Here is a 26,747-nt window from a genome sequence, read left to right on the forward strand (position 1 = left end):
GCTTTTGGGCAAAGGCGATAATATTTAAAACCTATATAGCCTTTAGCATACTTTAGTTTAATTAATATTTTATTTATATTTACGAATGAAACAAATTTTGATTAAAGATAAGTTATTAAAGATAATAAAAACATAAAGCGATCAATTGACCAGTTTGGTTTGCCAAAGTATGTGGCTAACTATGATTTGGCTTGGGGATTGTTGTGGTGTTTAGAATGGCTGCTTTAATCTGATAAAACTGTTTTGATTTATCGTGAAACTATATAAAAATATTGTTTTTGGCTGCCGTTTTTGGAAGAGTGTTTAATTTTTGTGCTGTTTATTCTACCTGCTAATTACCCATAAAATCTGTGAAATTGATGGCGAAACATTGTCAGATAAGGTAGAATATTCTGTTATCTGATTTTTATTTTCTTTTGATAAGCACTTTATATGACTGCAAAAAAACCAACTGATATTTCCCATATTCGTAATTTTTCTATTATTGCTCATATCGATCATGGTAAGAGTACTTTGGCCGACCGTTTTATTCAAGTTTGTGGTGGTTTGTCAGACCGTGAGATGCAAGCTCAAGTGCTAGATAGTATGGATATTGAGCGTGAACGAGGAATCACGATCAAGGCACAATCGGTAACTTTGTACTATAATCATCCCAATGGCGAAACATATCAACTCAATTTTATTGATACACCCGGCCATGTGGATTTTAGTTACGAAGTATCTCGTTCATTAGCGGCTTGTGAAGGTGCATTGCTTGTTGTTGATGCTGCTCAAGGTGTTGAGGCGCAAAGTGTTGCAAATTGTTATACAGCAGTAGAACAGGGGCTTGAGGTTTTACCTGTTTTAAATAAAATTGATTTACCCCAAGTTGAACCTGAGCGAGTGATTGAAGAGATTGAAGATATCATTGGTATTGAGGCTGTGGAAGCACCGAGAGTATCTGCTAAAACTGGGGTTGGTATCGAAGAATTATTAGCAACATTGTGCGATGTTATTCCTGCTCCAAAAGGTAATCGTGAGGCACCGCTGCAGGCTTTGATTATTGATTCTTGGTTTGATAATTATTTGGGTGTCGTGTCATTGGTGCGTGTGCGTGAAGGTCAGGTATCCAAAGGCGATAAAATTTTTATTAAATCAACTGGTGAGACGCACATTGTGACCTCGGTTGGGGTTTTTACACCAAAATCACTAGAAACCGATGTGCTACATGCAGGCGAAGTAGGTTTTGTCATTGCAGGGATTAAGGATATCCAAGGCGCTCCTGTGGGCGATACCATTACGCATGCCAAAACACCAGATGTAGAAAATATTCCAGGATTTCAAAAAGTTACGCCTCAAGTCTATGCAGGGATGTTCCCGATTGATTCCAGTGATTTTGAAAAATTTCGTGAGGCATTACAAAAGCTTCAAATTAATGATGCAGCACTATTTTTTGAGCCTGATACTTCTGAAGCACTTGGGTTTGGTTTTCGCTGTGGATTTTTGGGCATGCTGCACATGGAAATCATTCAAGAGCGGCTTGAGCGTGAATATGATCTTGATTTGATTACGACAGCACCATCGGTCATTTATGAAATTGTCAAGAAAAATGGTGATATTATTTATGTAGATAACCCATCCAAACTACCTGATACAGGTGTCATTGCTGAGTTTCGTGAGCCGATCGCTCGTTGCCATATCTTGGTACCTCAAGAATATTTAGGCAATGTCATTACCTTGGCGATTGAGCGTCGAGGTGTGCAAGTGGATATGAAATTTATGGCACGGCAAGTACAGGTTATATTTGATATCCCAATGGGTGAGGTTGTGATGGATTTTTTTGATAAATTAAAATCTGCCAGCCGTGGTTTTGCATCGTTAGATTATGGTTTTGAGCGTTATGAAGCGGATAAATTGGTTCGTGTTGATGTGCTGATTAATGGCGAAAAGGTGGATGCATTGGCGATGATTTGCCATCAAGAACATGCACGCCGCCGTGGCAATCAGTTGGTTGAAAAAATGAAAGAGTTGATTCCTCGCCAAATGTTTGATGTGGCCATTCAAGCAGCGATTGGCAGTCAAATCATTGCAAGAAGCACGGTTAAAGCCATGCGTAAAGATGTCTTGGCAAAGTGCTATGGTGGCGATGTCAGCCGTAAGAAAAAATTGCTTGAAAAACAAAAAGCAGGTAAAAAACGCATGAAGCAAGTTGGCAGTGTTGAAATTCCCCAAGAGGCTTTCTTGGCAGTCTTGAAAGTTGACAGTTGAATAATTTTGATGCTGTGTCGCTGTATAAATTTGGTGCATTTGCCGTAGGAGAATTTGGTGAATTTTGATATTAATTTAGTGATCGTACCGATAACTTTGGTGTTTTTGCTGATTTGGTTGGTGGATAAGCTTGTCTTAAAACAACATTTTGCCATCAAGCATCATGCCAAAGAAGTTAAGTTTACTGAAACTCAACTTTCAATGCATAAACAAAAACTTGAGCTGGCTTTAGCAAATTATGGCATGCGTAGTGATGCCCAAAGTTATACACCTGATGCTCATGCTCCAAGTGATTTGTATAGCGCCTATCAGGATTATCAGGCAAGCCGTGTCAAACTTGCTGCTTTGGTAGGCAATCCTCCCAATCATATTGCAGTTGTACGGTGGGCTTATGAATTTTTGCCCATTTTGTTGGCGATTGTGATTGTACGAGCATTTGTGATTGAGCCGTTTAATATCCCATCATCTTCTATGGTGCCAACTTTATACACAGGCGATTTTATTATTGTCAATAAAGCAGCTTATGGGCTTCGTTTGCCAATTATACATACTAAGATTTTGGATACAGGCAACCCCAAACGAGGCGATGTTGCTGTTTTTCGTTATCCTGTGAATGATAATATTTATTTTATAAAGCGAGTAATTGGCTTGCCTGGAGATACGGTAAGCTTTAATCGTGGGGTGTTGTCGATTAATGGTGAAAAGGTAGAAACGACGGCGGTGAATTATCAAATGCCAAGTGTGTTATTGGATAAAATGTTGCCCAATATGATTCATGGTCAAACACTTAGCGATGCAGACCGAGCAGGTTTTGGGCGTCAAGAAGAATATTTGGCACGCTATCAAACTGAAAATTTGGGCAACCATACTTATACTGTACGATATGTTATAAATTCAAACTCATCAGCAGAAGCACCATTTTTAATTGAGCACTCACCAGAGGTGGTTGATTCTCATGGAGAACAATGGTCAATTGTGATTCCTGAAGGTCAATTTTTTGTGATGGGTGATAACCGTGATCGTAGTGATGATGGTCGTTTTTGGGGTTTTGTGCCAGAATCTAATCTGTCGGGTAAGGCAACTTATATTTGGATGCATAAAGAGTCAGGTTTTAGATTACCAAGTTTTGGGCGTAATGGTACAATTGATTAAGATTGGAGTATGTGGTGGCAAATAAATCACCAAAAACCATGAAGATGTCACAAAAGGTGACCAAAACTCCTGATCAGATGCCTTATTTTTCTGATTTTGAACAAGGGTTGCCTGTGCTTTATGCTAAGCTTGGTTATACTTTTAAAGATGTGTCGCTACTTTGTCGTGCTTTAACCCATCGTTCTTATGATCCTAAAAAAAGCTATGAGCGTCTGGAGTTTTTGGGGGATGCACTGCTAAGCTCAATTATTACAAAAGCGTTATTTGCACAGTATCCTAAGCATGATGAAGGCAAGCTTACACGAATGCGAGCAGCTTTAGTACGCCAAGAAACCCTCGTGCAGATTGCTGACCACCTTGAATTGTCTCGGTATCTGATTTTGGGAGTTGGCGAGCGTAAAGGTGGGGGTCGCCACCGTGCATCAATTTTGGCGGATGCAGTCGAGGCACTCATTGCTGCTGTGTATTTGGATAATTTAAACAGCGATGGCGAAAATATTATTCATCGTATGGTGATGGATTGGTACAAAGATCTGATTCAAGAGGTAGGTCAAGAACAGGTACTCAAAGATGCCAAATCTCGTCTACAGGAGCTACTTCAGGGCAATCGCTTACCATTACCAACTTATGAACTTATCCAAACTTTGGGTAGTGCGCCTAATCAAGTGTTTGTCGTTCGCTGCCATTGTACGGTTGTCGGCGTTGACCCCATTATCGAAACAGGTGCCAGCCGCCGTATTGCTGAACAAAAATGTGCCGAAAGAATGATTAATCAATTAAATAAATTATTGCCTAATAGTTAAGTTTGCTTTAAAGATATTAGCCAAAGTGCAATCATAAGGAAAAATATGTCTGATAATACCAAGACCCATAGCAATGAAGATACCATTTCGGCGTTTTTTGAGAATCGATCAACACCAAAAAATGAGTCTTTTAGGGCAGGGTTTGTTGCAATTGTTGGGCGTCCCAATGTTGGCAAATCAACGCTTATGAATCACATGCTTGGACAAAAGCTGTCGATTACTTCAAGAAAGCCACAGACAACCCGCCATCGTATTCATGGTATCTTGACAGATGAAGATAGGCAAATTGTGTTTGTTGATACACCCGGAATTCACGGTAAAGAGGTGCGTGCTATCAATGAGCGAATGAATAAAGCTGCCATTTCTGCGTTAGCTGATGTGGATGTGGTGCTGTTTGTGGTTGATGGCATTCAATGGCGAGAAGATGATTTATTAACGCTTGAGAAGTTATCAGCGACCAATTTACCCGTTATCTTAGTCATTAATAAAGCAGATACCGTTAAAGACAAATCAAAACTTTTGCCTGTCATCGAAAGCTTTAGCGAAAGTTTTGATTTTGCAGATATCATCCCTGTTTCTGCACTTCGTCGCCATAATCTTGATCGATTACAGTCTGTCATTGGTGAGTATTTGCCAATCAGACCAGCCATTTTTGATGCTGAACAAATTACCGACCGCTCAGAGCGTTTTTTAGCATCAGAGATTATTCGAGAAAAAATCATGCGTATCTCTGGTGATGAAGTGCCTTATGATTTGACGGTACAAATTGATACCTTTAAAGATGAGCCTGCACATAAAGACCCAGAGACAGGAAAATGGCGTAAAGCGGTGACATTCATTGATGCGACAATTTTTGTAGAGCGTGCAGGTCAAAAATCAATTATCATTGGCGATAAAGGGGCAAAAATCAAACAAGTTGGTATTGATGCCCGTAAAGATATGGAAGTGTTATTTGACCGAAAAATTATGCTGACTTTATGGGTAAAAGTTAAGCGTGGTTGGAGTGATGATGAGCGCGCCCTCAATAGTTTGGGTTATTAAGTCAAATATTTTGAGATACATTCATGCGTGCCACTGCACTTAATGGCTATCTGCTTCATCAGCGTCCTTATCAAGAAAAGCGGGCAATTTATCAATTCTTTTCGTATGAAAAGGGCGTGGTACATGGTATCGGTGGGCGTGGCATGCCTTTGTTTACGCCCATTTGGCTTATGTCAAGTGGTACAAAGTCATTAAAAAGCTTTGGTCAAATCAGCTTGGGATTTTCAGATGAATTTGTGCGGCAACTAACAGCACAGTCAAACGAAGCGGCTTATCATCCAGCAAGTTATGGTTTGATGACAGGGCGAGTGCAGTATGCACTGTTATATATGAATGAGATACTTGATAAGCTACTTGCCACCGAAAGTCCTTGTCCTAAGCTGTGGCAAGTTTATCATACCAATATGACCAAACTTCATGCATTGGATCGGTTATCGCTGATGGCAGTAGATAAGATGCAGGCAATGAAGCTTTACTTACGCAGCTTTGAAAGAGGACTGTTTTCAGAGCTTGGGGTTATGATGGATTTTTGTGTTGATGGGCATGGTGTGCCCATCAATGCCGATGCCATGTATTGCTTTATACCTCAAATGGGTTTTATGTTAGCACATCTTGTACGGACGCAAATTGACCCTAAGATTCGGTTTGATGGCGTATGTTATACAGGCTCACAAATTTTACAGATGGGTGCTGCAATGGAAGAACCAGAACTTGCTTTGGAGTTTTTGGATCAATTTAGCCAAATCCAAAAGGCAGTTTTGGATAATTTATTGAACCATCAGCCCTTACATAGTCGCACATTATGGCAACAAAGTATCCAATATTTGCAATAGCGATTTAACTACATTAAGGAATATGATGAATATACCATTATTAGGTGTCAATATCGATCACATTGCCACATTACGAAATGCACGAGGTGTCGGCTATCCTTGCCCCATTAAAGGAGCGCTGATTTGTGAGCAAGCGGGCGCATCAGGGATTACCTTGCATTTGCGAGAAGATCGTCGACATATTCAAGATGAAGATGTTTATGAATTGATTGGGCAATTGACAACACGCATGAATCTTGAGATGGCAGTCACTGATGAGATGCTAAATATTGCCCTAAAGGTACGACCAGCATGGGTGTGTTTAGTACCAGAAAAACGCCAAGAGCTGACTACAGAAGGTGGGCTTGATATCGCCAATTTATCAAATATTCAAGCATTTATACACAGTCTTCAGCAGGCGGATATTAAGGTTTCTTTATTCATCGATCCAGATCCGCATCAAATTGATGCTGCAATTGCTTTGGGTGCTGATGCGATTGAACTGCATACGGGAGCTTATGCTCAAGCGACTTTACAAAATAATCAAAAGCTTGTTGATAAAGAGCTTGACCGTATTCAAAAAGCCGTTGCAATGGCACAAAAAAAATCATCATTATTGATTAATGCAGGTCATGGTTTGACGCGTGATAATGTTGCAGCGATTGCCCAAATTGATGGTATTCATGAGCTGAATATCGGGCATGCATTGATTTCAGATGCGATATTTATGGGGCTTGATAATGCAGTCAAGGCAATGAAAATGGCTTTTGTTCAAGATAAAACGACCAATCATTGATGCGTTAGAAAGAAAATCGTAAATAATGATGACTATTGTGTAATATTATGTATTTTTGTTCAAAAAAAGGTTGTAAAAAAATTCATTTACCATTAAGCTAAGCCCACAAGCCAAAATGAATACCTATTGGTTTGACTCATTAGTCACTAAGAATCTGCAAAATTTTGTAACAGATTATTGGCAGGTCTTGGATCGCTATGCTAAAATAGGTGCGGTAATCTTGAAAAACCAACCATTCCTTGGAGGAATTTATGAAATTTAATAAAATCGCTCTTGCGGTCATCGCAGCCGTTGCAGCTCCAGTTGCAGCTCCAGTTGCTGCTCAAGCTGGTGTGACAGTCAGCCCACTACTACTTGGCTATCATTACACTGACGAAGCCCACAATGATCAACGCAAAATCTTACGCACTGGCAAGAAGCTAGAGCTAGATGCTACTAATGCACCTGCACCAGCTAATGGCGGTGTCGCACTGGACAGTGAGCTATGGACTGGTGCTGCGATTGGTATCGAACTTACGCCATCAACTCAGTTCCAAGTTGAATATGGTATCTCTAACCGTGATGCAAAATCTTCAGACAAATCTGCACATCGCTTTGATGCTGAGCAAGAAACCATCAGCGGTAACTTTTTGATTGGTACTGAGCAGTTCAGCGGCTACAATCCAACAAATAAATTCAAGCCCTATGTCTTGGTTGGTGCAGGTCAATCTAAAATTAAAGTAAATGCAATTGATGGTTATACAGCAGAAGTAGCCAATGGGCAAAACATTGCAAAAGATCAAGCTGTAAAAGCAGGTCAAGAAGTTGCTGAGTCTAAAGACACCATCGGTAACTTAGGTCTTGGTGCTCGCTACTTAGTCAATGATGCCCTTGCACTTCGTGGTGAAGCCCGTGCTATCCATAATTTTGATAACAAATGGTGGGAAGGCTTGGCGTTGGCTGGTTTAGAGGTAACCTTGGGTGGTCGTTTGGCACCTGCAGTACCAGTAGCACCAGTAGCAGAACCTGTTGCTGAACCAGTTGTTGCTCCAGCACCCGTGATTCTTCCTAAACCAGAACCTGAGCCTGTCATTGAGGAAGCACCAGCTGTAATTGAAGATATTGTTGTTGATTCAGACGGAGATGGTGTGCCTGATCATCTGGATGCCTGCCCAGGAACTCCAGTAAACACTGTTGTTGATCCACGCGGTTGCCCAGTACAGGTTAATTTGGTAGAAGAGCTTCGCCAAGAGTTGCGTGTATTCTTTGATTATGATAAATCAATCATCAAACCACAATACCGTGAAGAAGTTGCTAAGGTTGCTGCGCAAATGCGTGAATTCCCAAATGCAACTGCAACCATTGAAGGTCACGCATCACGCGATTCAGCACGCTCAAGTGCACGCTACAACCAGCGTCTATCTGAAGCTCGTGCTAATGCTGTTAAATCAATGCTATCTAACGAATTTGGTATCGCTCCAAACCGCCTAAATGCAGTTGGTTATGGCTTTGATCGTCCTATCGCTCCAAATACTACTGCTGAAGGTAAAGCGATGAACCGTCGTGTAGAAGCAGTAATCACTGGTAGCAAAACAACGACTGTTGATCAAACCAAAGATATGATTGTTCAATAATTGCACATGAGTATTTGGTAATCAGCTTGAATTCTCAAGCCTTATCGATAAAAAAGCCACCTTTTTGGTGGCTTTTTTATTTGGTGTAAATTTTTGGTTCAGTTAGACTGATTTATGTTATAATAAGCGGTTTTCTTAGCTTTTGAATAAATCAGATGAGTTAAGCCAACTGACTGATTTTATCAATTGAGTTATTTTTAAGCCTTTTATCAGTTCGGGCATATCGCACGACTATTAATCTTTATATGAGTATTTATGGCAGACGACATTAAGCATTTACGCAATATTGCAATCATCGCTCACGTTGACCACGGTAAAACTACCTTAGTTGATAAACTTTTACAGCAATCAGGCGCTTTGGGTGAGCGTTCTGGTGAAATCGAACGCGTGATGGACTCAAATGCCCTTGAGTCTGAACGAGGGATTACGATTCTGGCAAAAAATACCGCCATTCGATGGACTGATAAGCGTACTAACACTGAGTATCGTATCAATATCGTTGATACCCCAGGGCATGCCGATTTTGGTGGCGAGGTTGAGCGTGTCATGTCGATGGTTGACTGTGTATTATTATTGGTGGATTCTCAAGAAGGTCCCATGCCACAAACACGATTTGTGACTCAAAAAGCATTTGCTCGTGGACTTAAACCGATTGTTGTCATTAACAAAATTGACAAGCCAGCCGCTCGTGCAGATTGGGTAATTGACCAAGTCTTTGATTTGTTTGACAGTTTAGATGCGACTGATGAGCAGTTAGATTTTCCTATTGTCTATGCATCGGGTATTAATGGGATTGCAGGACTTGAACCAGATAATCTTGCTGATGATATGACGCCACTATTTGAGACGATTGTTGATATCGTTGAGCCTCCTAAGGTGGATGTCGACGGTCCATTTCAAATGCAAATATCAAGCCTTGACTACAATAGCTTTGTTGGGGTGATTGGGGTTGGTCGTATTCAAAGAGGCTCTGTAAAAACAAATACGCCCGTTGCAATCATTGATAAAGATGGCAATAAACGCAATGGACGAATTTTAAAAATTATGGGCTACCATGGTCTTGAGCGTGTTGATGTTGAATCGGCTCAGGCAGGAGACATTATCTGTATTACAGGTATTGATTCTTTGAACATCTCTGATACGATTTGTGACCCACAACATGTTGAAGCCCTGACAGCACTGTCTGTTGATGAGCCGACGGTCTCGATGACTTTTCAGGTTAACGACTCACCATTTGCTGGCAAAGAAGGTAAGTTTGTAACTTCTCGTAATATCCGTGAACGCCTTGACCGTGAATTGATTCATAATGTTGCACTGCGTGTTGAAGATACAGACAGCCCTGAAAAATTTAAAGTTTCAGGTCGTGGCGAGTTACATTTGTCGGTATTGATTGAAAATATGCGTCGTGAAGGTTTTGAGCTTGGCGTATCACGCCCGCAAGTCATCATGAAAGAGATTGATGGCGTCATGTGTGAACCGTATGAAAATGTTACTTTTGATGTTGAGGAACAGCATCAAGGAGCAGTCATGCAGGAGATGGGCAACCGTAAAGGTGAGCTGACGAATATGGAGGTTGACGGCAAAGGTCGTATTCGTATTGAAGCTACTGTGCCTTCTCGTGGCTTAATTGGTTTTCGTTCGGCGTTTTTGACCATGACTTCAGGCACAGGTATTATGACTTCCAGCTTTAGCCACTATGGCCCTGCCAAAGATGGTACGGTAGCCAAGCGTCAAAATGGTGTGCTGGTATCAATGGTAACAGGTACCTGTTTGGCTTATGCTTTATTTAGCCTACAAGAGCGTGGTCGTTTGTTTGCTAAGCCACAGCTTGAAGTGTATGAAGGCATGATTATTGGCATTAATTCTCGTTCAGATGACATGGTGGTAAACCCGACCAAGGCCAAGCAATTGACTAATATTCGAGCGTCAGGCTCTGATGATGCGATTATTTTAACCCCAGCGCTGGATTATACACTTGAGCAGGCACTTGAGTTTATCGAAGATGATGAATTGGTTGAGGTGACACCTAAATCGATCCGTATCCGCAAGCGGTATTTGACTGAAAATGAGCGTAAGCGTTTTGGTCGTAAAAAAGATTGATAATTTGGTGAATTTTCATCATATTTAAGTCATTTTATAAAGACAATTTTAAAAAGGGTTTAGTTAATAAACCCTTTTTTTGATAATTTTTTTGTTCAAATGGTATGACTTTTAGGCATAATCATGGTCAGCTTTTGATTTTTATGCTTTAACCTTTGGTTTAGCTGGCTTTTATTGAAGATAAAAACTTTTTCATGATTAAATCAAAAATCAATACCAAAGCACTAAACTTGATTTTTTTTGGGGCGTGACCAACCGATAATGGTGGCTTGTTTCGCTCTAGCCAAGGTCAAAGCATTGTCTTTGGCATCTTTGGTGATGACTGATCCTGCACCGATTGTTGCACCCATACCGACAGTCACAGGAGCAACTAAGCTTGAATTACTGCCGATGAACGCACGATCACCAATTGTGGTGGTAAACTTATTGATGCCATCATAGTTACAGGTAATTACACCAGCACCAATATTGACATTTTGCCCGATGATACTATCGCCAGCATAGCTTAGATGATTAATCTTACTGCCAACACCTACGGTCGTTTTCTTAGTTTCTACAAAATTACCAATTTTAACATCATCTGATAGTATGGTTTTTGGTCTTATATGGGCAAATGGTCCAATGCTAACATTTTGACCAATCATACTATCATCAATGACACAGTTGGGTTTAATGTGTGTTTGGTTGCCAATATGACTATTTGTAATGACATTGCCCGCATCAATCTGCACGCCCATGCCCAGATGGACATCACCGACAAATACTGTATTAATATCAATAAAAACATCTCGATCGCAGGTCAATTTGCCACGAATATCGACACGATTTGGGTCGGCAAACTGTACGCCAGCGATTTGTAATTGATGAATTTGGTGTGATTGAAAATCTCGCTCAAGATTGGCAAGCTGAATACGATCATTCACGCCTTCAATTTCAAAGGCAAACTTAGGTTCAATGGTTACAATTTCAACGCCATCATCAACAGCCAATTTGATAATATCTGTCAAATAATATTCGCCTTGAGCATTGTTATTGTTCAGTATGGGTAGATATTTATGAAGCAACGCATTATCCACACAATAGATGCCACTGTTAATCTCTGTGATTAATTTTTGTTGTACATCGGCATCTTTTTCTTCAACGATGGCAACGACCTTGCCCTGATCTCGGACAATCCGACCCAAACCAAACGGCTGTTTCACAGTTAAAGTCAGCATTGAGATACCGCTGGTATTGGCTTTAACAAGGTTTTGTAAGGTTTCGGCCTGAGTTAAAGGTACATCACCATATAAAATCAGGCTTTTACCTTCTTTTGGCAGATGGGGTAATGCCATCTTGACCGCATGACCTGTGCCTAACTGCTGTGTTTGTTCGGCAAATATAACTGTATGGGTAGATAGTGCCTCTTTGACCATCTCACCGCCAAAGCCATAAACCAAAATCGTACCATCTGCTTGAATTTGTGTACAAGTATCCAAAACATGCTGAACCAAAGTCTTGCCTGCCAAGGTTTGTAAAACTTTGGGTCGGTTGGATTTCATGCGTGTGCCTTTACCAGCAGCTAAAATAATGGTATGTAGTGTCATCAGTCTTCCTTAAATTAAATCGGTGGATTAGGATTTACCGCAGGTGGGATTATAGCGTTTATGACGATTGACACGGTGCTCAAATTGGCGAAAAATGAATAAAAACACCCAGCTGATCACCAAATAAATCATACCAGCGGCAAAAAACATCTCCAAATGAAGATAAGTAATGGAAATGATGTCTCGTGCCTTATGCGTCAGCTCAACCACCGTAATTGATGCTGCCAAAGCACTCCCCTTTAGCATAAATATCACTTCATTGCTATAAGCAGGTATCATGATACCAAAGGCACGAGGTAGGATGACACGGTGTAATTTTTGCTGTTTTGACATACCAATGGCGTCGGCGGCTTCCAATTCCCCAGTAGGCACAGCTATGACCGCACCACGAACGATTTCACCGATATAGGCCGAAGTATTTAAGGTAAAGGCGATGATGGCACACCAGTATGCTTGACTAAAAATTGGATCCCAAAGAAAGGACTCTTTGAGTGCGGTAAACTGACCCAAGCCATAGTAAATTAAAAAAATCTGAACCAATAAAGGCGTGCCACGAAAGAAAAAAATATAAGTCGCTGGAATGGCACGAAGCCACAATACTGGAGACAGTCGCCATAGCCCAAGAATCACACCAAATACAAGACCCAAAGCACAAGACAGGACCACAAGCTCAATGGTCGTAACCGATGCTGCGAGTAAATCTGGAAAATAGTTAATAATTGCTTGCCAATTCCAATTCATGATTGACCCCCTGAGCGTTTGTGAAGTAGCTTGGCATACCGTGCGGCAGGGTTGGCACGAGATTCACACCACATGATAAAAAGTGTAATCACCGAAGTCAAAGCCAAATAGATAAAAGCAGCAGCTAAATAAAATGTAAAAGGTTTTTGGGTGGATTGTGCTGCACGCTGTGCAAAATACATTAAATCTTGTAAACCAATCAACGAAACCAAGGCTGTATCTTTAAGTAGTACCAAAGTTAAGTTGCCAAGACCAGGTAGTGCCACCATCCACATTTGAGGTAGAATAATGCGTGTCAATGTCTGTATTGGCGTCATACCGATGCTTTGGGCAGACTCCCATTGTCCTTTGGGAATGTCTTGAATTGCCATGCGAAAAACTTCGGTCGCATAAGCACCAAACATGATAGATAGGGCAGTAACGCCTGCCCAAAATTGACTCACATCAATGCGTCCTGTATAGCCCATTTGCTTTGCAATGGTGACTAAAATGATACTACCGCCAAAGAAGATGAAAAAAACCATCAAAAGCTCAGGTATGCCACGGACGATTGTTGTATAGGCATCGGCAATTTTTTGTAATATCCAAACGCCAGAAAGCTTGGCAAGTGCACCAAGCAAACCGAATAACAGACCAAATACCAAACTGGCAAGCCCAAGCTTTATGGTCAGAATTGTACCTTGCAATAAAATTGGGCCGTAGCCTTGTAAGTCAAACACGCTAGTACCTTAAATTATAAAATACCATCAGTTGATTGCTGTGGTTTGTTTTATTTTAAGCAACCTGCTTAGCCAATCATTAAAAGATGGTGTCACAAAAATCAAATTACCATATAAAAAGCAACTTTCGGCGATGGATTTTACCGCCGAAAGCACAGCATTTTATGCCTTTTTGGCAGTCTTATTCATTATTCAATATTAGTTGGCATACCTGCTTCACCAAAGTGCTTAATGACAATTTGTTTATAGGTGCCATCAGCCTTGATTGCAGCCAAAGCCTCATTGAATTTTTGTAATAGTGCGGTATTGCCTTTATCGACAGCAATGGAGACTTTATCATTGATATTAATGTCCCCACCTTTGATCTCAAAATTTTGACCCAAGTCCGAGCTAAGCCAAGTTAATGCTGGCAGTTTGTCAGAAATCATAGCATCAGCACGCTCATTACCTAAATCAATAAAAGCATTGTCCAGCGTATCGTACAGCTGTGGCTTGCTGTTTGGATAAGTTTGGGTTAACCATTGACTTGAGATGGTTGAACGCTGAGCAACAATTTTGGCATTATTGATGGCATCGGTGCTGCTCGGATCAAAATTTGAACCTTTTTTTGCCAAAAATACCAAAGAGTTGACAAAATAAGGCTCGCTAAAATCCACCTGCTCACTACGCTCAGGGGTGACTGACATTGCTGCAACAATGGCATCAAACTTACCTGTTTTTAATGCTGGTATAATACCGTCCCAATCTTGGGCAATGATTTGGCATTCGGTTTGCATTTTGTTGCATAACGCATTGGCGATATCCACATCAAAGCCGCCCAAACTGCCATCTGGATTGGTGTAGTTAAATGGTGCATAAGTGCCTTCGGTCGCAATACGCAAGGTGTCACCACTGGCTTTTGTGCTTTGTTCGTTTTGACCGCTACAAGCTGAGATACTAAATGTACCAACAATGGCTGCCATAAGTCCAAATGTTTTAAATTTCACAATCTACTCCTTGATTTGGTGTGACTTAAATTTTGATGGTGTAGCGTGACTTGACTAAAACCAAACACCATCGGCTTAAAATTATTGACCTAATGCTTGGCTGTTAAAGTATTTGGCAACAATCTCATCATATTTGCCATTAGTTTTTAGGCTGGCAAGTGCAGCGTCAAAATCCGCTTTTAGGCTGCTATCTTTACGCACAGCGATACCGACTTTATCACCGATATCAATGGGCATGCCTTTGATCTCAAATTCAGAGCCAGCTTCAGTGGCAAGCCAGTCAGTAGCAGGCACGACATCAGACAACATAAATTCAACACGCCCAGCGGTCAAATCAAGATAAGCGTTGTCTTGCTTATCATAAGTTTTGATGTTGGCGTCTGGATAATGTTTTTGAAGATATTCCGCTGAAACAGTTGCCTGCTGCGTTGCAACAGCTTTACCAGCGATGTCATTGATGGTGGCGGTATTGTCTTTCTTACCAATCAAAACAAGCGTATTATCAAAATAAGGCTCACTAAAGTCCACTGCATTTAGGCGTTCTTCGGTAATGGACATACCCGCCATGATGGCATCAGACTTATTGGCGTTCAAGCTTGGAATAAGACTGTCCCAGTCTTGGCTTACGATTTGACAATCTGCTTGCATCTGCTTGCATAGTGCATTTGCCAAATCAATCTCAAAGCCGACCAATTGACCTTGCTTGTCAAGATAGCTAAATGGCTTAAAGCTAGATTCAGTAGCGATAATCAATTCTTTTTGTGAGGTCGAGCTGTTAGGTGCAGCAGCAGTTTTGGTATTGGTCGTAGACTCATTGCTACAAGCAGCAAGTAAAGAAACACAAAATGCGGCTGTGGTAAATTTTAACACGGTTGTCATGATCACCTCTTAATATGCTTAATATGCAAGAATGGATAATCGACACACCAAAAGTAGGTGTGCCAAACTTAAAAAGTATCTGATTGAAAGTGAGCTTTTTCAATTTCTGCCAATTTACCGCTTTCTTTGATTTTTGCTAAAGCTGCATCAAACTCAGCTTTTAGGCTGTCGCCTTTGCGTACGGCGATACCCAAGTGATCGTTATTATCAATCTCTTCGCCGATTAAGCCAAACTCACCATTGCCCTCTTGCTTTAGCCAGTCAATAGCCGATACTTTTTCAGCCATGACTGCATGATTGCGTCCTGCTTTTGTGTCCAAATAAGCATTGGTGTAGGTGTCATGCAGCTGAACACGATTGCCATCTTTACCATCATATTTTTCGGTGATATAGGCAGCACCAGTAGTACCACGCTGACTGGCAAGGGTTTGATTGGTGATATTATTGGGATCAAAGCTGCCATCACTTTTGGCAAGCCAAACGATCGTATTTGAAAAATAAGAGTCCGAAAAATCTACTTGTGCTTGACGCTCTGGGGTGATGGACATGCCTGCGATGATGGCGTCATATTTGCCTGCCAATAAGCTTGGGATTAAGCCATCCCAATCCTGAGCAATTATCTGACAGTGAGCGTGCATTTCGGCACATAAGGCATTCATCACATCCACATCAAAACCGATAATCTGACCGCTGGCATCCGTGTCATTAAATGGTGGGTAGGCGGCTTCAGTTGCGATCACAATGCTTTTTTGGCTTGGCTGAGCGGGTGCTGTTGTTTGGGTGCTGGTTTCTTCTTTGGTACAACCCGCCAAAGTAACACAAGCGACAGTTGCCAAAGTGGCAAATGGTTTTATCATGATAATTCCTTGGGTTAATAAAAATTGGCGACAATAAAATTAGCGGTGCGATGCCATAAATTCTCGTACGCGTGCAGATTTTGGGTGGTCAAATACTTCTTTTGGTGTGCCAATCTCTTCAATGCGACCTTGGTGTAAAAATACCACTTTGCTTGAGACTTCACGAGCAAAACGCATCTCGTGCGTGACAATGAGCATGGTACGACCCTCGTCGGCCAGCTCACGCATGACAGCAAGTACTTCATTGACCAGCTCAGGGTCTAGTGCCGAGGTGGGTTCATCAAACAGCAGTACTTGTGGCTGCATGGCAAGCGAGCGAGCGATTGCGACACGCTGACGCTGACCGCCTGACAGATTGTCAGGATAGGCATCTTTTTTATCCAAAAGACCAACCTTGGTCAAAAGCCGTTCGGCATCTTTGATGGCGTCAGCTTTTGAGATACCAAGCACTTGCGTAGGGCCTTCGATGATATTTTGTAAAATGGTTTTGTGCGGCCACAAATTGAAATTTTGAAACACAAAGCCAATTTTTGAGCGTAGTTTTTCAAGTTGTTTATTATCGGCTGCAACCAATTCGCCTTTATGTGATTTAAGTTTTAATGTCTCTTGACCGACAATGATTTTTCCCGAGGTAGGCTTTTCAAGCAGATTGATGCAGCGAAGTAAGGTGGACTTACCAGAGCCTGATGAGCCTAAAATACTGATCACATCACCATCGTATGCGGTCAAAGACACACCTTTTAACACCTCAAGTGAGCCATAGCTTTTATGAATGTCTTGTAAGTCCAGAGCAATGGGGCGTGAATCGGTCATGAAAAATCCTAAAAAGGTGCAAATTAGTACAAAGGTCAGAAAAAATCTATACAGTTTCATAAAAAAATTTATCAAGATAATTCTACCCTAAAAATGCATAAAGACAAAATATTTTTCGTAATTTTTTCTATATTTATTACTATTATCAATAATTCAGGGCGTGCTTTGGGTATCGGAGAAGCAAATATGCCCTTAGGGTGATCGCTATTAATTTTGATAAACAAGCAATTTTATAAACAAGCCAATGGCATAAGCGGTATAAAGGCACGGCTTTATTTGATACTGTATAACAATTTGCAAATGTTTGGCTAATTGAATCAAATTCGCTATAATAGACAGTTATGTCAAAAAGACACCCATCGCCTGCCAACGAGTCATCATGAGTAATCTATTTCAAAATCCGACCATTGCCCGCTTTATGGGTAAGCTGCCTACCATTAAGCAATTGATTTTTAGCATTTTTGGCATTGTATTGTTGGTATTTTTATTTTTATCGCTGCTGTCTTATGATCAGACGGATTCGGCATGGTCACATGTTGGCAGCCATTCAACCATTAATAATGTCGGTGGGCTACTTGGTGCTTGGGTATCAGATATTTTGCATACCTTATTTGGTTTTGGGGCATGGGTGGCTGTGCTGGTGCTGGCATATGAGCTGGTTCGGCTATGGTGGTCGCATGTTAAGCTATTTTGGGTACTAAGATTATTTGCCTATGGGCTGTTGATATTATTTGTCAGTGCCTTGCTTGCTTATATTGGTGAGATGACAAATGCTTTGCTTGCAACCCGTTTGGGCGGGGCGATTGGGTTTGAGCTACAAAAAAGCTTGGCTGGTATTTTTGGCGGGACGGTAACGGCTCTACTTTTGATCGGAATAATTATCCTCATCTCTTTGTTGAGCTTTGAGATTCGTTGGCGTTATCTGATGGGTCTGGTTTTTCATTGGATTGGCGGCGATAAATCCACCCCCAAAGTAGACTTGGAGCCTAAACCAGAAAGTGCAAACAGTACCATCAGTACCATACCAGATGAAAGTACAAGCCCTGTTACATCGGCGGTGGTAAGCACACCGCATAATCATGAAGGTGTGCTTGAGAGCTTTTTACGCCATTCTGGATTGCGTGATGAGCTAATCGCTGAGCGTGATAATGAAGCCAGCAAACAAGCTGCCAAAGCAGAAGCGGAAAACATTTACCAAGAAACGCAACAAGCAGCTACAACTGACCCGATGAAGTATCGTCATGATAAGTTGGATGACGCAACGCATTTGGGTGAGCCAAATGAGTCGTCCAACCAGATCGTCATTAATAACAACCCATCAACCGTAGAGCGATTTAAAACAATTCAAAAAGTTGGCCCCAACTTTGATGAAAATCAGGCGACTGAAGTTAAAACAGCCAAGGACACTAAGCCTACCCAAGAGCAGACGCATCAGACACCCAAACCAAAACAGTCAGCAACGCCTGTACAGTCTCGTGCGATGGATACCTTAAGCTATCGTTTGAGTTTAACACCGATTCCTGAGCTGGATTTATTGGATAAGCCCAATTTATCCAATAAACCTAAAGTGAGCGATGATGAACTGCAGCAAGCTTCAGAGCTTTTGGAGATTAAACTTCAAGAATTTAATATTCAAGCTCAAGTTGTCTCAGCCATGGTTGGTCCTGTGGTCACACGCTTTGAGGTTGAGCTTGCACCAGGTGTCAAGGCAAGCCGAGTCACACGCATCTCTCAGGATTTGGCACGCTCGATGTCCAAAGCATCTTTGCGTGTGGTTGAGGTGATTCCAGGTAAGCCGTATATTGGTATTGAGGTACCCAATCAAAAGCGTGAGATGGTGCATTTGCTTGAGCTGTTGGATACTAAAGATTATCAAAGTCCAAATAACCAAATTGCCATCGCTGTCGGTAAAGACATCAGCGGCAAGCCTGTGATTGCTGATTTGGCAAAAGCACCCCATATGCTGGTGGCAGGCACGACAGGGTCGGGTAAATCGGTATTGGTGAACTCATTTTTATTATCTATGCTACTAAAATACACGCCCGATGAGCTTAAACTTGTACTCATTGACCCAAAACAGCTTGAACTTGCCAACTATGGCGACATTCCGCATCTATTGACCCCTGTCATCACTGATATGAAAGATGCGGTTGCTGCTTTGACTTGGTGTGTCAATGAAATGGAACGCCGTTATCAGCTGATGAGCAAGCTTCGAGTGCGAAAAATCAGTGAATTTAATAAAAAAGTGGAAGTCGCCGAAGCTGAGGGTGAACCAATTTATGACCCTTTATGGCACATTAATCAAAGTGTCAGCCAAGATAAGCCGCCCAAGCTTAAGCCACTGCCAACGATTGTGATTGTGGCGGATGAATTTGCCGATATGATCATGCAGCTTGGTAAAACTGCCGAAGAGCCGATTGTGCGTTTGGCACAAAAAGCACGCGCCGCTGGTATTCATTTATTGCTTGCTACCCAACGCCCGACGGTGAATGTGGTAACAGGTTTGATTAAGGCGAATATTCCTGCTCGTGTTGCACTGCGTGTCAGCTCTAAAGTTGATAGTCGCACAATCATCGAAGAAGGTGGCGCTGAGGATATGTTGGGGCATGGCGATATGATGTTCATTGGGCCGGGTAAAAATCATCCTGAGCGTGTGCATGGTGCTTATGTGGATGACGATGAGGTCAATCGAGTCTGTGATGCTTGGCGTGAGCGTGGCAAGCCTGACTATATTGATTTATCTGACAGTTATTCTTTTGAAGGTGAGGGTAGCGGTGATGCAGGTGGTAGCGTTGCAGGCGATGAGTTATATGAGGCGGCAGCGGCTTTTGTGGTTGAGACTAAAAAGCCATCCATCTCATCGGTGCAGCGTAAGTTTAGCATCGGATACAATCGTGCTGCGCGTCTGCTTGATCAGATGGAAGAGCGTGGACTGGTCTCATCGATGGATAACAGTGGCAAGCGTCAGCTGCTTTTGTAGGATGATATGATGTCACTATCAAGCGAAAGTATCGCTATTATTGTTGTGCTTGTTGTTGCTGGTTTTTGGGTGGGCAATTTTATGGCAGCTCGCCCCAATGCCAATCAAATGCGAGTGGCAGATTTTCGGCTGATGGCGCGTCATTTTGGTATTTTTCCCAAACTGATTACTTGTCCAAATTGGCTTAAAGATAGGTATGATACGCTCAAACCCACCAAAAAAGATGCGTATGCCAGAGCAGATAGCATGCCTTGGGTTGCTCAGTACACTGTCATCATAGAAGACCTTAGGCTACCAATGGCTCAATATCATGTCATGGCAGATTGTTGGCATCTGATACCGCAGCAGTTTTATACGCCAAAGATGCTGACACAAGTACGCCGCCTTGATGAGCAGCCCATACATCTGCCTGAACATATCAAGGCTCAAGTTCTGGGACTGTCAATGAAAGCAAATCATATCTCGCTTTACTGGTTGGATGATAAATACCAACACAGCCAAAAGGCTTATAAGCTGGATAAAATAAAAGCTCAATCCGACTTAAACGACATCAAAACCCAGCTGATGGCTTGGGCAAAATTGATTGATGGTGGCAAATCGCCCTGATGGGCGTGATTGTTTTTGCGAAAACTTTGAGCAAATTTTTATAAAATGATTGACAAAACCACATTTGCACCCTATAAATGTACATGGATACCCATTCACCCTAGGGATTCTGGATAAATTCTCAGATATTTAGCAAATTTAAATAAAGGCATAATCATGGCAACTTCTAAAAAAACGACCACCAAAGCTGAGGCAGCATTGACCAAAGCCAATGCTCGGGGCAAATCCTTAGTGATTGTGGAGTCGCCTGCCAAAGCCAAAACCATTAATAAATATTTGGGTAAAGATTATGTGGTGCGTTCAAGCGTGGGTCATGTGCGTGATCTACCCGTTGGTGGCAGTGCGACCAAAACCAACAAAACCCAAGATGTTGGCTTGTCTCGTGAAGAAAAAGCCCAAAAAGCATTAGTTCGCCGTATGGGTGTTGACCCTGAACATGACTGGGCGGCGGTGTATGAGATATTGCCAAACAAAACCAAGGTGATTCGTGAACTAAAAGCACTTGCCAAGGAGGCCGATAAAATTTATCTTGCCACCGATTTAGACAGAGAGGGTGAGGCGATTGCGTGGCATTTAAAAGAAGTGATTGGCGGCAGTGATGATAAATACAGCCGTGTGGTATTTAATGAAATTACCAAAACAGCCATCCAAACAGCCTTTGAGCATCCTGATCAATTAAACATTGATCGTGTCAATGCACAGCAAGCTCGCAGATTTTTGGATCGTGTGGTGGGCTTTATGGTATCACCACTACTTTGGGCAAAGATTGCCCGAGGTCTGTCAGCGGGCCGAGTGCAAAGTGTCGCAACTCGTTTGGTGGTTGAGCGTGAGCGAGAAATTCGGGCATTTGTCCCTGTTGAATATTGGAAAATTCACACCAATAACACCGCAGCAGGCGAGACGCTAAACCTTGAAGCGGTCAAAAAAAATGGTAAAACGCTAAAACTTGGCAATAAAGCACAAGCCGATGAAGTTGTTTTGGCGTTAGGCTCATCAGACTTTATTGTGTCAGCGATCGAAGAAAAGCCCACTCAGTCTCGTCCATCAGCACCCTTTATCACTTCAACGCTCCAGCAAGCCGCCAGTACACGACTTGGGTTTAGTGTCAAAAAAACCATGATTTTGGCACAGCGTTTGTATGAAGCAGGGCATATTACTTATATGCGTACCGACTCTACTTTTTTGAGCCAAGACGCCCTAAATTTGGTGCGTGAATACATTACAGATCATTTTGGTGATGACTATTTGCCCCAAAAACCCAATTTTTATGGTAATAAACAAAATGCTCAAGAGGCGCATGAAGCGATTCGGCCTTCTCATGTTTTGGTAAAATCCTCGCAGCTGACTGGCATGGAGCGTGATGCTCAGCGTCTTTATGAGTTGATTTGGCGGCAGTTTGTGGCATGCCAAATGATGCCAGCACGCTATCAGTCAGTCAATTTTATGGTTGCCGCTGACGATATAGAGCTTAAAGCCAAAGGACGGACTTTGGTTTTTGATGGCTATACAAAGGTGCAGCCGCCTGCTAAGACTGATGATATCTTACTGCCCGCTGTTAAAGTGGGTGAAAAGTTGCCTTTGATTGAGATTTTGCCAACACAGCATTTCACCAGCCCGCCTGCTCGCTACAGTGAAGCAAGCTTAGTCAAAGAGCTTGAAAGCCTCGGTATCGGGCGACCATCAACCTATGCGTCTATTATCTCAACCATTCAAGAGCGTGGCTATGTTAAGCTTGAAAATAAACGCCTATATGCTGAAAAAATGGGAGATATTGTGACAGAAAGGTTGGTAGAAAGTTTCCCTGATTTGATGGATTATGCCTTTACCGCAGGGCTTGAAGATAAGCTTGATGAGGTGGCGGTTGGCGAGGAAGATTGGAAAGCGGTGCTTGACAGATTTTATCATGATTTCAAACACAAGCTTGATTATGCCAAGACCACCGATGGCATGCGTCCTAATAATCCAACCAATGTGCCTGATATTCACTGTGATTTATGTCATCGCCCAATGCAGATACGCACAGGTTCAACGGGTGTATTTTTGGGTTGTACAGGTTATAATCTACCACCCAAAGAACGCTGTAAAGGTACCAAAAATTTGATGCCAGTTTCGGCATTTGAGTTTGATGCTGATGATGATTCAGCAGAGGTCAACGCCCTCATGGAAAAAAAGCGTTGCCCAAAATGCAATACTGCGATGGATGGCTACATTGTCGACGGTGGGCTAAAGCTGCATATCTGTGGTAATAACCCTGATTGCGATGGTCATGTGCTTGAAAAAGGTGTATTTGAGATTGGGGGTGCAACCAGTGATACACCGACCATTGATTGTGATAAATGCGATGGTCAAATGGAGCTTAAAACAGGGCGTTTTGGTGCATATTTTGCTTGCCGAAAGTGTGATAATACCCGAAAAGTACTCAAAAATGGTCAGGCGGCCCCTCCTCGTATGACACCCATTGATATGCCCAAGCTGCGTTCACAAAAATTTGATGACCATTATGTGCTGCGTGAAGGTGCAGCAGGGCTATTTTTGGCGGCATCTAAATTTCCTAAAGTTCGTGAAACTCGTCCACCAAAGCTAAGTGAACTTCGTGAGATTAAAGATCAGCTTGAGCCAAAATTTTATTATTTGTTTGATGCACCAGATACAGATGATGTTGGTAACCCAACAATTTTACGATGGAGCCGTAAAAATCAAGAGCAATATGTTGGTTCAGAAAAAGACGGTAAAGCGACCCGTTTCGCCTTGGTTTGGCGTGATGGTGCATGGGTACAAGCCTAGTTATTTTACGCACTTTGGGAGTTTTGTAGGAAATATCGCACAAAGTTTGACGATTTTGGCGTATTTTCATCAGCATGGTTTTATTGCATAATATACCCATAGCAAAGGAGAACCCTGATGGATTGGGGCAAGGATGAAGTGCTATTCATGGAAGGTTGATAAGGATATAGATTTTACGGTGGTAAAATCATGTAAAGTAGCAAGCTGCATTGGTGACGATGCAGCTTGTTGCTTTTATATTGGCGAAAATTAAATTAATTAAATTCATCCAGACAAAAAGGCAAAAAATATGCGACCAATTTAGTCGCACATTGTACGGTTTCAGATGATGGCTTTAGTGTGCCTGCTCCCAGTTTTCACCGATACCTATTTCAACCACGAGTGGGACAGCAAAATCAACCGCCCAGCCCAGCTTTTTCGCTGTATCGGTTAGGGCATTTTGCATCGCTGTTTTGATCAGGTTGCCGATATCATGTGCCTTGTCAGTATCAACCTCAAAAACCAGCTCATCATGCACTTGTAGTAACAACTTGGCATCATCTTTGGGTAATACTTCATCCACCGCAATCATGGCAAGTTTGATAATCTCAGCAGCTGAGCCTTGTAATGGTGCATTAATGGCTGCACGCTCGGCAGCATCTTTAATCATACGATTGCTACTTTGGATATCAGGTGAGTAGAGTTTACGACCTAAAATGGTCTGCACATAGCCTAACTGTTTTGCCATCGTCTTGGTACGCTCCATATACTCTAAAATGGCGGGATATCGTGCAAAATACCGCTTGATATAATCTTGGGCAACGGCTCGATCAACCTCAATCTGTTTGGCAAGCCCAAAAGCACTCATGCCATATAATAGCCCAAAATTAACCGCCTTAGCAGCGCGTCGCTCACTTGGTGTCACCTCGCTGATATCTTTACTCATAATCTCAGCGGCGGTTGCCGTATGAATATCTAAATTATGATTAAAAGCACGGATCAAGCTTTCATCACCGCTAAAATGAGCCATCAGCCTAAGCTCAATTTGTGAATAATCTGCTGCCAAAATCATACGACCTTTTGGTGCGATAAATGCCTCACGAATCAGTCGCCCCGTATCTGTGCGAATGGGGATATTTTGTAGATTTGGATCGGATGATGACAGGCGACCTGTGCTGGTAAGCGCTTGATGGTAACTGGTGTGGACTCGCCCTTGCTCATCAGCGGCGTTTGCCAGCGTATCGGTATAGGTGCTTTTGAGTTTTGATAAGCTGCGATGTTCAAGTACCACATCAATCAGCGGATGTTCAATTTTTGATAATACAGCTTCTGAAGTGGCGTATTGCCCTGTTTTGGTTTTTTTGCCGCCTGCAATGCCCAGTTTGTCAAATAAAATCTCACCAAGCTGTTTTGGGCTTGCCAAATTAAACGGCTCATCTGCAATGCGTTCAGCCTCAATTTGTAGTGCCATAATTTTTTTATCAAATTCATCTGATAATTGCCCCAAAAAATCAGTGTCAATTAAAATACCATCATGCTCCATTTGGGTTAGAATTTGGGCGGTGGGCATTTCTAGATGGTATAACAGTTGGGCAGCCGTTTTATCTTGATTGATGTGTTGATTAAATCTATTAAATAGCCGAAAGGTAATATCTGCATCTTCACATGCATAATGGCTTGCCACATCCATAGCGACCTTATCAAAACTAAGCTGTTTGGCACCTTTGCCTGCAACATCTTCAAAAGTTGTGGTCTGTACGCCCAAATAATGCTTAGCCAGTGCATCCATACCATGACGAGTTGCAGCAGCATTGATGACATAGCTAGCAAGCATGGTATCCATTTGCCAAGGAGATATGTTGATGCCATACTTTTTAAAAATATGGGCATCATACTTTAAGTGTTGCCCGATTTTACCGATATTTGGATTTTCTAAAATGGGTTTAAATGCTGATAATACGGTATCAATCGGCAACTGATTATCAAGTAAAACATCAAAATCTGCTGTATGGCCGACAGGAATGTAGTAGCCTTCATAATCAGCGGTGCTCACTGAAATGCCAACCAGTTTGGCGTGTTGCCAATTGATATCAGTGGTTTCGGTGTCAATGGCAAAGTAGGGCGTATGATTTAATTTATCCAACAGTTTGGTAAAATCCTGTTGGGTTGTAATGGTGTGATAAGAGATATCTTTGATGGGTAGTATTGGGGTTTGGCTTGAAAGGGTGTTGTCATGGATATCAATAGATACGGCTTTATCGGTTGGCTGATGGGGCAAATTAAGCAGCTCGGCGGTTTGAGCCATTTCTTTTTTAAATTCTAATTCTTCAAAGAGTGCATACAAGGCAGGTGCACGCTCGATTGTTGTTTCTTGGCTGTGGTCAAGCGTAATATCATCAAAGCTTATGGCAAGTTTTAGGTTGGTAACGATGGTCGCTAAAATGCGATTGAGTGGAATACTGTCTTGATTGTCGGCAATGCTTTTACCAACTGCCCCTTTGATATTGGCAAGATTGGCTAAGATGCCATCGATATTTTGGTATTCATTGAGTAATTTGGCCGCTGTTTTTTGACCAACTTTAGGAATACCAGAAATACCATCAGACGCATCACCCATCAAGGCCAGATAATCGGCAATTTGTTCACTGGTCACACCAAATTTTTCTATCACACCTGCGTTATCGGTCAACTTACCAGTAAAACTGTCTTCAAGCATGACACAATCATTCACCAGCTGAGCCATGTCTTTATCGCCTGTGGAGATGATGACCCGATGGCCTTGTTGGCAGGCTTGATAGGCCAATGTGCCGATGATATCATCCGCTTCAAAACCATCAATCTTAATGAGTGCAATGCCCAGTTTTTCAATCATCTCATGAATATAAGGAATTTGGATGCGTAATGCTTCGTCCATCGGAGGACGATGTGCTTTATAGGCTTCGGACAAATTGTGGCGAAAAGTAGGCGCTTTGGTATCAAATGCAACTGCCATATGGGTGGGATGATATTTTTTAATCAGCTTGTTGAGTGCATTTAGTACGCCACGGATGGCATTGGTTGGCAATCCTTGAGAATTTGATAGCGGTGGTAGACCATGAAAGCAGCGAAATAAATAATAAGAACCGTCTACCAAAATCACAGGCGGACGAGTGGTATCAACTTGGTCTGTGGATAGTTTGGCAAGACTTGGGATACTGTTAATATTTGGGTAAGCGGTATTCGTCATGGCAGTCATTGGATTTAAAAATTGGAT

The 26,747-nt window shown here is 42.0% G+C and carries 19 protein-coding genes; 11 read left to right on the forward strand and 8 right to left on the reverse strand.

The window, feature by feature from the left end; genetic code table 11:
• The first annotated feature begins 432 nt into the window (after nucleotides 1–432).
• The 8 genes from lepA to typA all read left to right on the forward strand — a co-directional run bounded on the left by lepA (nucleotide 433) and on the right by typA (nucleotide 10,564).
• On the forward strand, nucleotides 433–2,247 hold the full coding sequence (gene lepA / locus A4U55_RS05260) for a translation elongation factor 4 (protein WP_003657149.1): 1,815 nt from the start codon (nucleotides 433–435) through the stop codon (nucleotides 2,245–2,247).
• 57 nt (nucleotides 2,248–2,304) lie between these two features.
• Nucleotides 2,305–3,399, forward strand: a complete 1,095-nt coding sequence (lepB, locus tag A4U55_RS05265) for a signal peptidase I (RefSeq protein ID WP_003658710.1) — start codon at nucleotides 2,305–2,307, stop codon at nucleotides 3,397–3,399.
• Between the two features lie 14 nt (nucleotides 3,400–3,413).
• Entirely contained in the window at nucleotides 3,414–4,202 is a 789-nt protein-coding gene (gene rnc, locus A4U55_RS05270; RefSeq protein WP_003658709.1) for a ribonuclease III, read from the forward strand.
• Nucleotides 4,203–4,247: 45 nt separating this feature from the next.
• A complete protein-coding gene (gene era, locus A4U55_RS05275) occupies nucleotides 4,248–5,243 on the forward strand; it encodes a GTPase Era (RefSeq protein ID WP_003670660.1) in 996 nt (331 codons plus the stop codon).
• A 23-nt stretch (nucleotides 5,244–5,266) separates the two neighbouring features.
• On the forward strand, nucleotides 5,267–6,076 hold the full coding sequence (gene recO / locus A4U55_RS05280) for a DNA repair protein RecO (RefSeq protein WP_003657141.1): 810 nt from the start codon (nucleotides 5,267–5,269) through the stop codon (nucleotides 6,074–6,076).
• A gap of 25 nt (nucleotides 6,077–6,101) precedes the next feature.
• Entirely contained in the window at nucleotides 6,102–6,851 is a 750-nt protein-coding gene (locus A4U55_RS05285) for a pyridoxine 5'-phosphate synthase (protein WP_003657140.1), read from the forward strand.
• Nucleotides 6,852–7,102: 251 nt separating this feature from the next.
• On the forward strand, nucleotides 7,103–8,464 hold the full coding sequence (locus tag A4U55_RS05290) for an OmpA family protein (RefSeq protein ID WP_003662682.1): 1,362 nt from the start codon (nucleotides 7,103–7,105) through the stop codon (nucleotides 8,462–8,464).
• Nucleotides 8,465–8,719: 255 nt separating this feature from the next.
• Entirely contained in the window at nucleotides 8,720–10,564 is a 1,845-nt protein-coding gene (gene typA, locus A4U55_RS05295; protein ID WP_063454096.1) for a translational GTPase TypA, read from the forward strand.
• Between the two features lie 224 nt (nucleotides 10,565–10,788).
• Here the strand turns inward: typA and glmU are convergent, their stop codons facing one another.
• The 7 genes from glmU to A4U55_RS05330 form a co-directional block, all read right to left on the reverse strand.
• Nucleotides 10,789–12,150, reverse strand: a complete 1,362-nt coding sequence (gene glmU / locus A4U55_RS05300; RefSeq protein ID WP_003663922.1) for a bifunctional UDP-N-acetylglucosamine diphosphorylase/glucosamine-1-phosphate N-acetyltransferase GlmU — start codon at nucleotides 12,148–12,150, stop codon at nucleotides 10,789–10,791.
• 27 nt (nucleotides 12,151–12,177) lie between these two features.
• On the reverse strand, nucleotides 12,178–12,891 hold the full coding sequence (locus A4U55_RS05305; protein ID WP_063454097.1) for an ABC transporter permease: 714 nt from the start codon (nucleotides 12,889–12,891) through the stop codon (nucleotides 12,178–12,180).
• On the reverse strand, nucleotides 12,888–13,610 hold the full coding sequence (locus A4U55_RS05310) for an ABC transporter permease (RefSeq protein ID WP_003657130.1): 723 nt from the start codon (nucleotides 13,608–13,610) through the stop codon (nucleotides 12,888–12,890). Before A4U55_RS05310 ends, A4U55_RS05305 begins: the two co-directional genes overlap by 4 nt.
• A gap of 188 nt (nucleotides 13,611–13,798) precedes the next feature.
• Nucleotides 13,799–14,596, reverse strand: a complete 798-nt coding sequence (locus A4U55_RS05315) for a transporter substrate-binding domain-containing protein (RefSeq protein WP_003657127.1) — start codon at nucleotides 14,594–14,596, stop codon at nucleotides 13,799–13,801.
• A gap of 81 nt (nucleotides 14,597–14,677) precedes the next feature.
• Nucleotides 14,678–15,475, reverse strand: coding sequence for a transporter substrate-binding domain-containing protein (locus tag A4U55_RS05320; RefSeq protein ID WP_003657125.1), 798 nt, complete (start codon nucleotides 15,473–15,475; stop codon nucleotides 14,678–14,680).
• 68 nt (nucleotides 15,476–15,543) lie between these two features.
• Nucleotides 15,544–16,332, reverse strand: coding sequence for a transporter substrate-binding domain-containing protein (locus tag A4U55_RS05325; RefSeq protein WP_003657124.1), 789 nt, complete (start codon nucleotides 16,330–16,332; stop codon nucleotides 15,544–15,546).
• Nucleotides 16,333–16,371: 39 nt separating this feature from the next.
• Nucleotides 16,372–17,145, reverse strand: a complete 774-nt coding sequence (locus A4U55_RS05330; protein WP_003657123.1) for an ABC transporter ATP-binding protein — start codon at nucleotides 17,143–17,145, stop codon at nucleotides 16,372–16,374.
• A gap of 379 nt (nucleotides 17,146–17,524) precedes the next feature.
• Here A4U55_RS05330 and A4U55_RS05335 point away from each other — a divergent pair, with 379 nt between their 5' ends.
• The 3 genes from A4U55_RS05335 to topA all read left to right on the forward strand — a co-directional run bounded on the left by A4U55_RS05335 (nucleotide 17,525) and on the right by topA (nucleotide 23,515).
• Nucleotides 17,525–20,125 (forward strand): DNA translocase FtsK, encoded by a 2,601-nt coding sequence (locus A4U55_RS05335; protein WP_063454098.1) that lies wholly within the window; start codon nucleotides 17,525–17,527, stop codon nucleotides 20,123–20,125.
• A 9-nt stretch (nucleotides 20,126–20,134) separates the two neighbouring features.
• A complete protein-coding gene (locus tag A4U55_RS05340; RefSeq protein ID WP_013108205.1) occupies nucleotides 20,135–20,731 on the forward strand; it encodes a hypothetical protein in 597 nt (198 codons plus the stop codon).
• 156 nt (nucleotides 20,732–20,887) lie between these two features.
• Nucleotides 20,888–23,515, forward strand: coding sequence for a type I DNA topoisomerase (gene topA / locus A4U55_RS05345; RefSeq protein ID WP_063454099.1), 2,628 nt, complete (start codon nucleotides 20,888–20,890; stop codon nucleotides 23,513–23,515).
• Between the two features lie 334 nt (nucleotides 23,516–23,849).
• Here the strand turns inward: topA and polA are convergent, their stop codons facing one another.
• Nucleotides 23,850–26,729: a DNA polymerase I gene (gene polA / locus A4U55_RS05350; RefSeq protein ID WP_063454100.1), complete on the reverse strand. Its 2,880-nt coding sequence runs from the start codon at nucleotides 26,727–26,729 to the stop codon at nucleotides 23,850–23,852.
• Nucleotides 26,730–26,747: the final 18 nt, after the last annotated feature.

This window comes from Moraxella catarrhalis (assembly GCF_001632285.1).
Lineage (GTDB): Bacteria > Pseudomonadota > Gammaproteobacteria > Pseudomonadales > Moraxellaceae > Moraxella > Moraxella catarrhalis.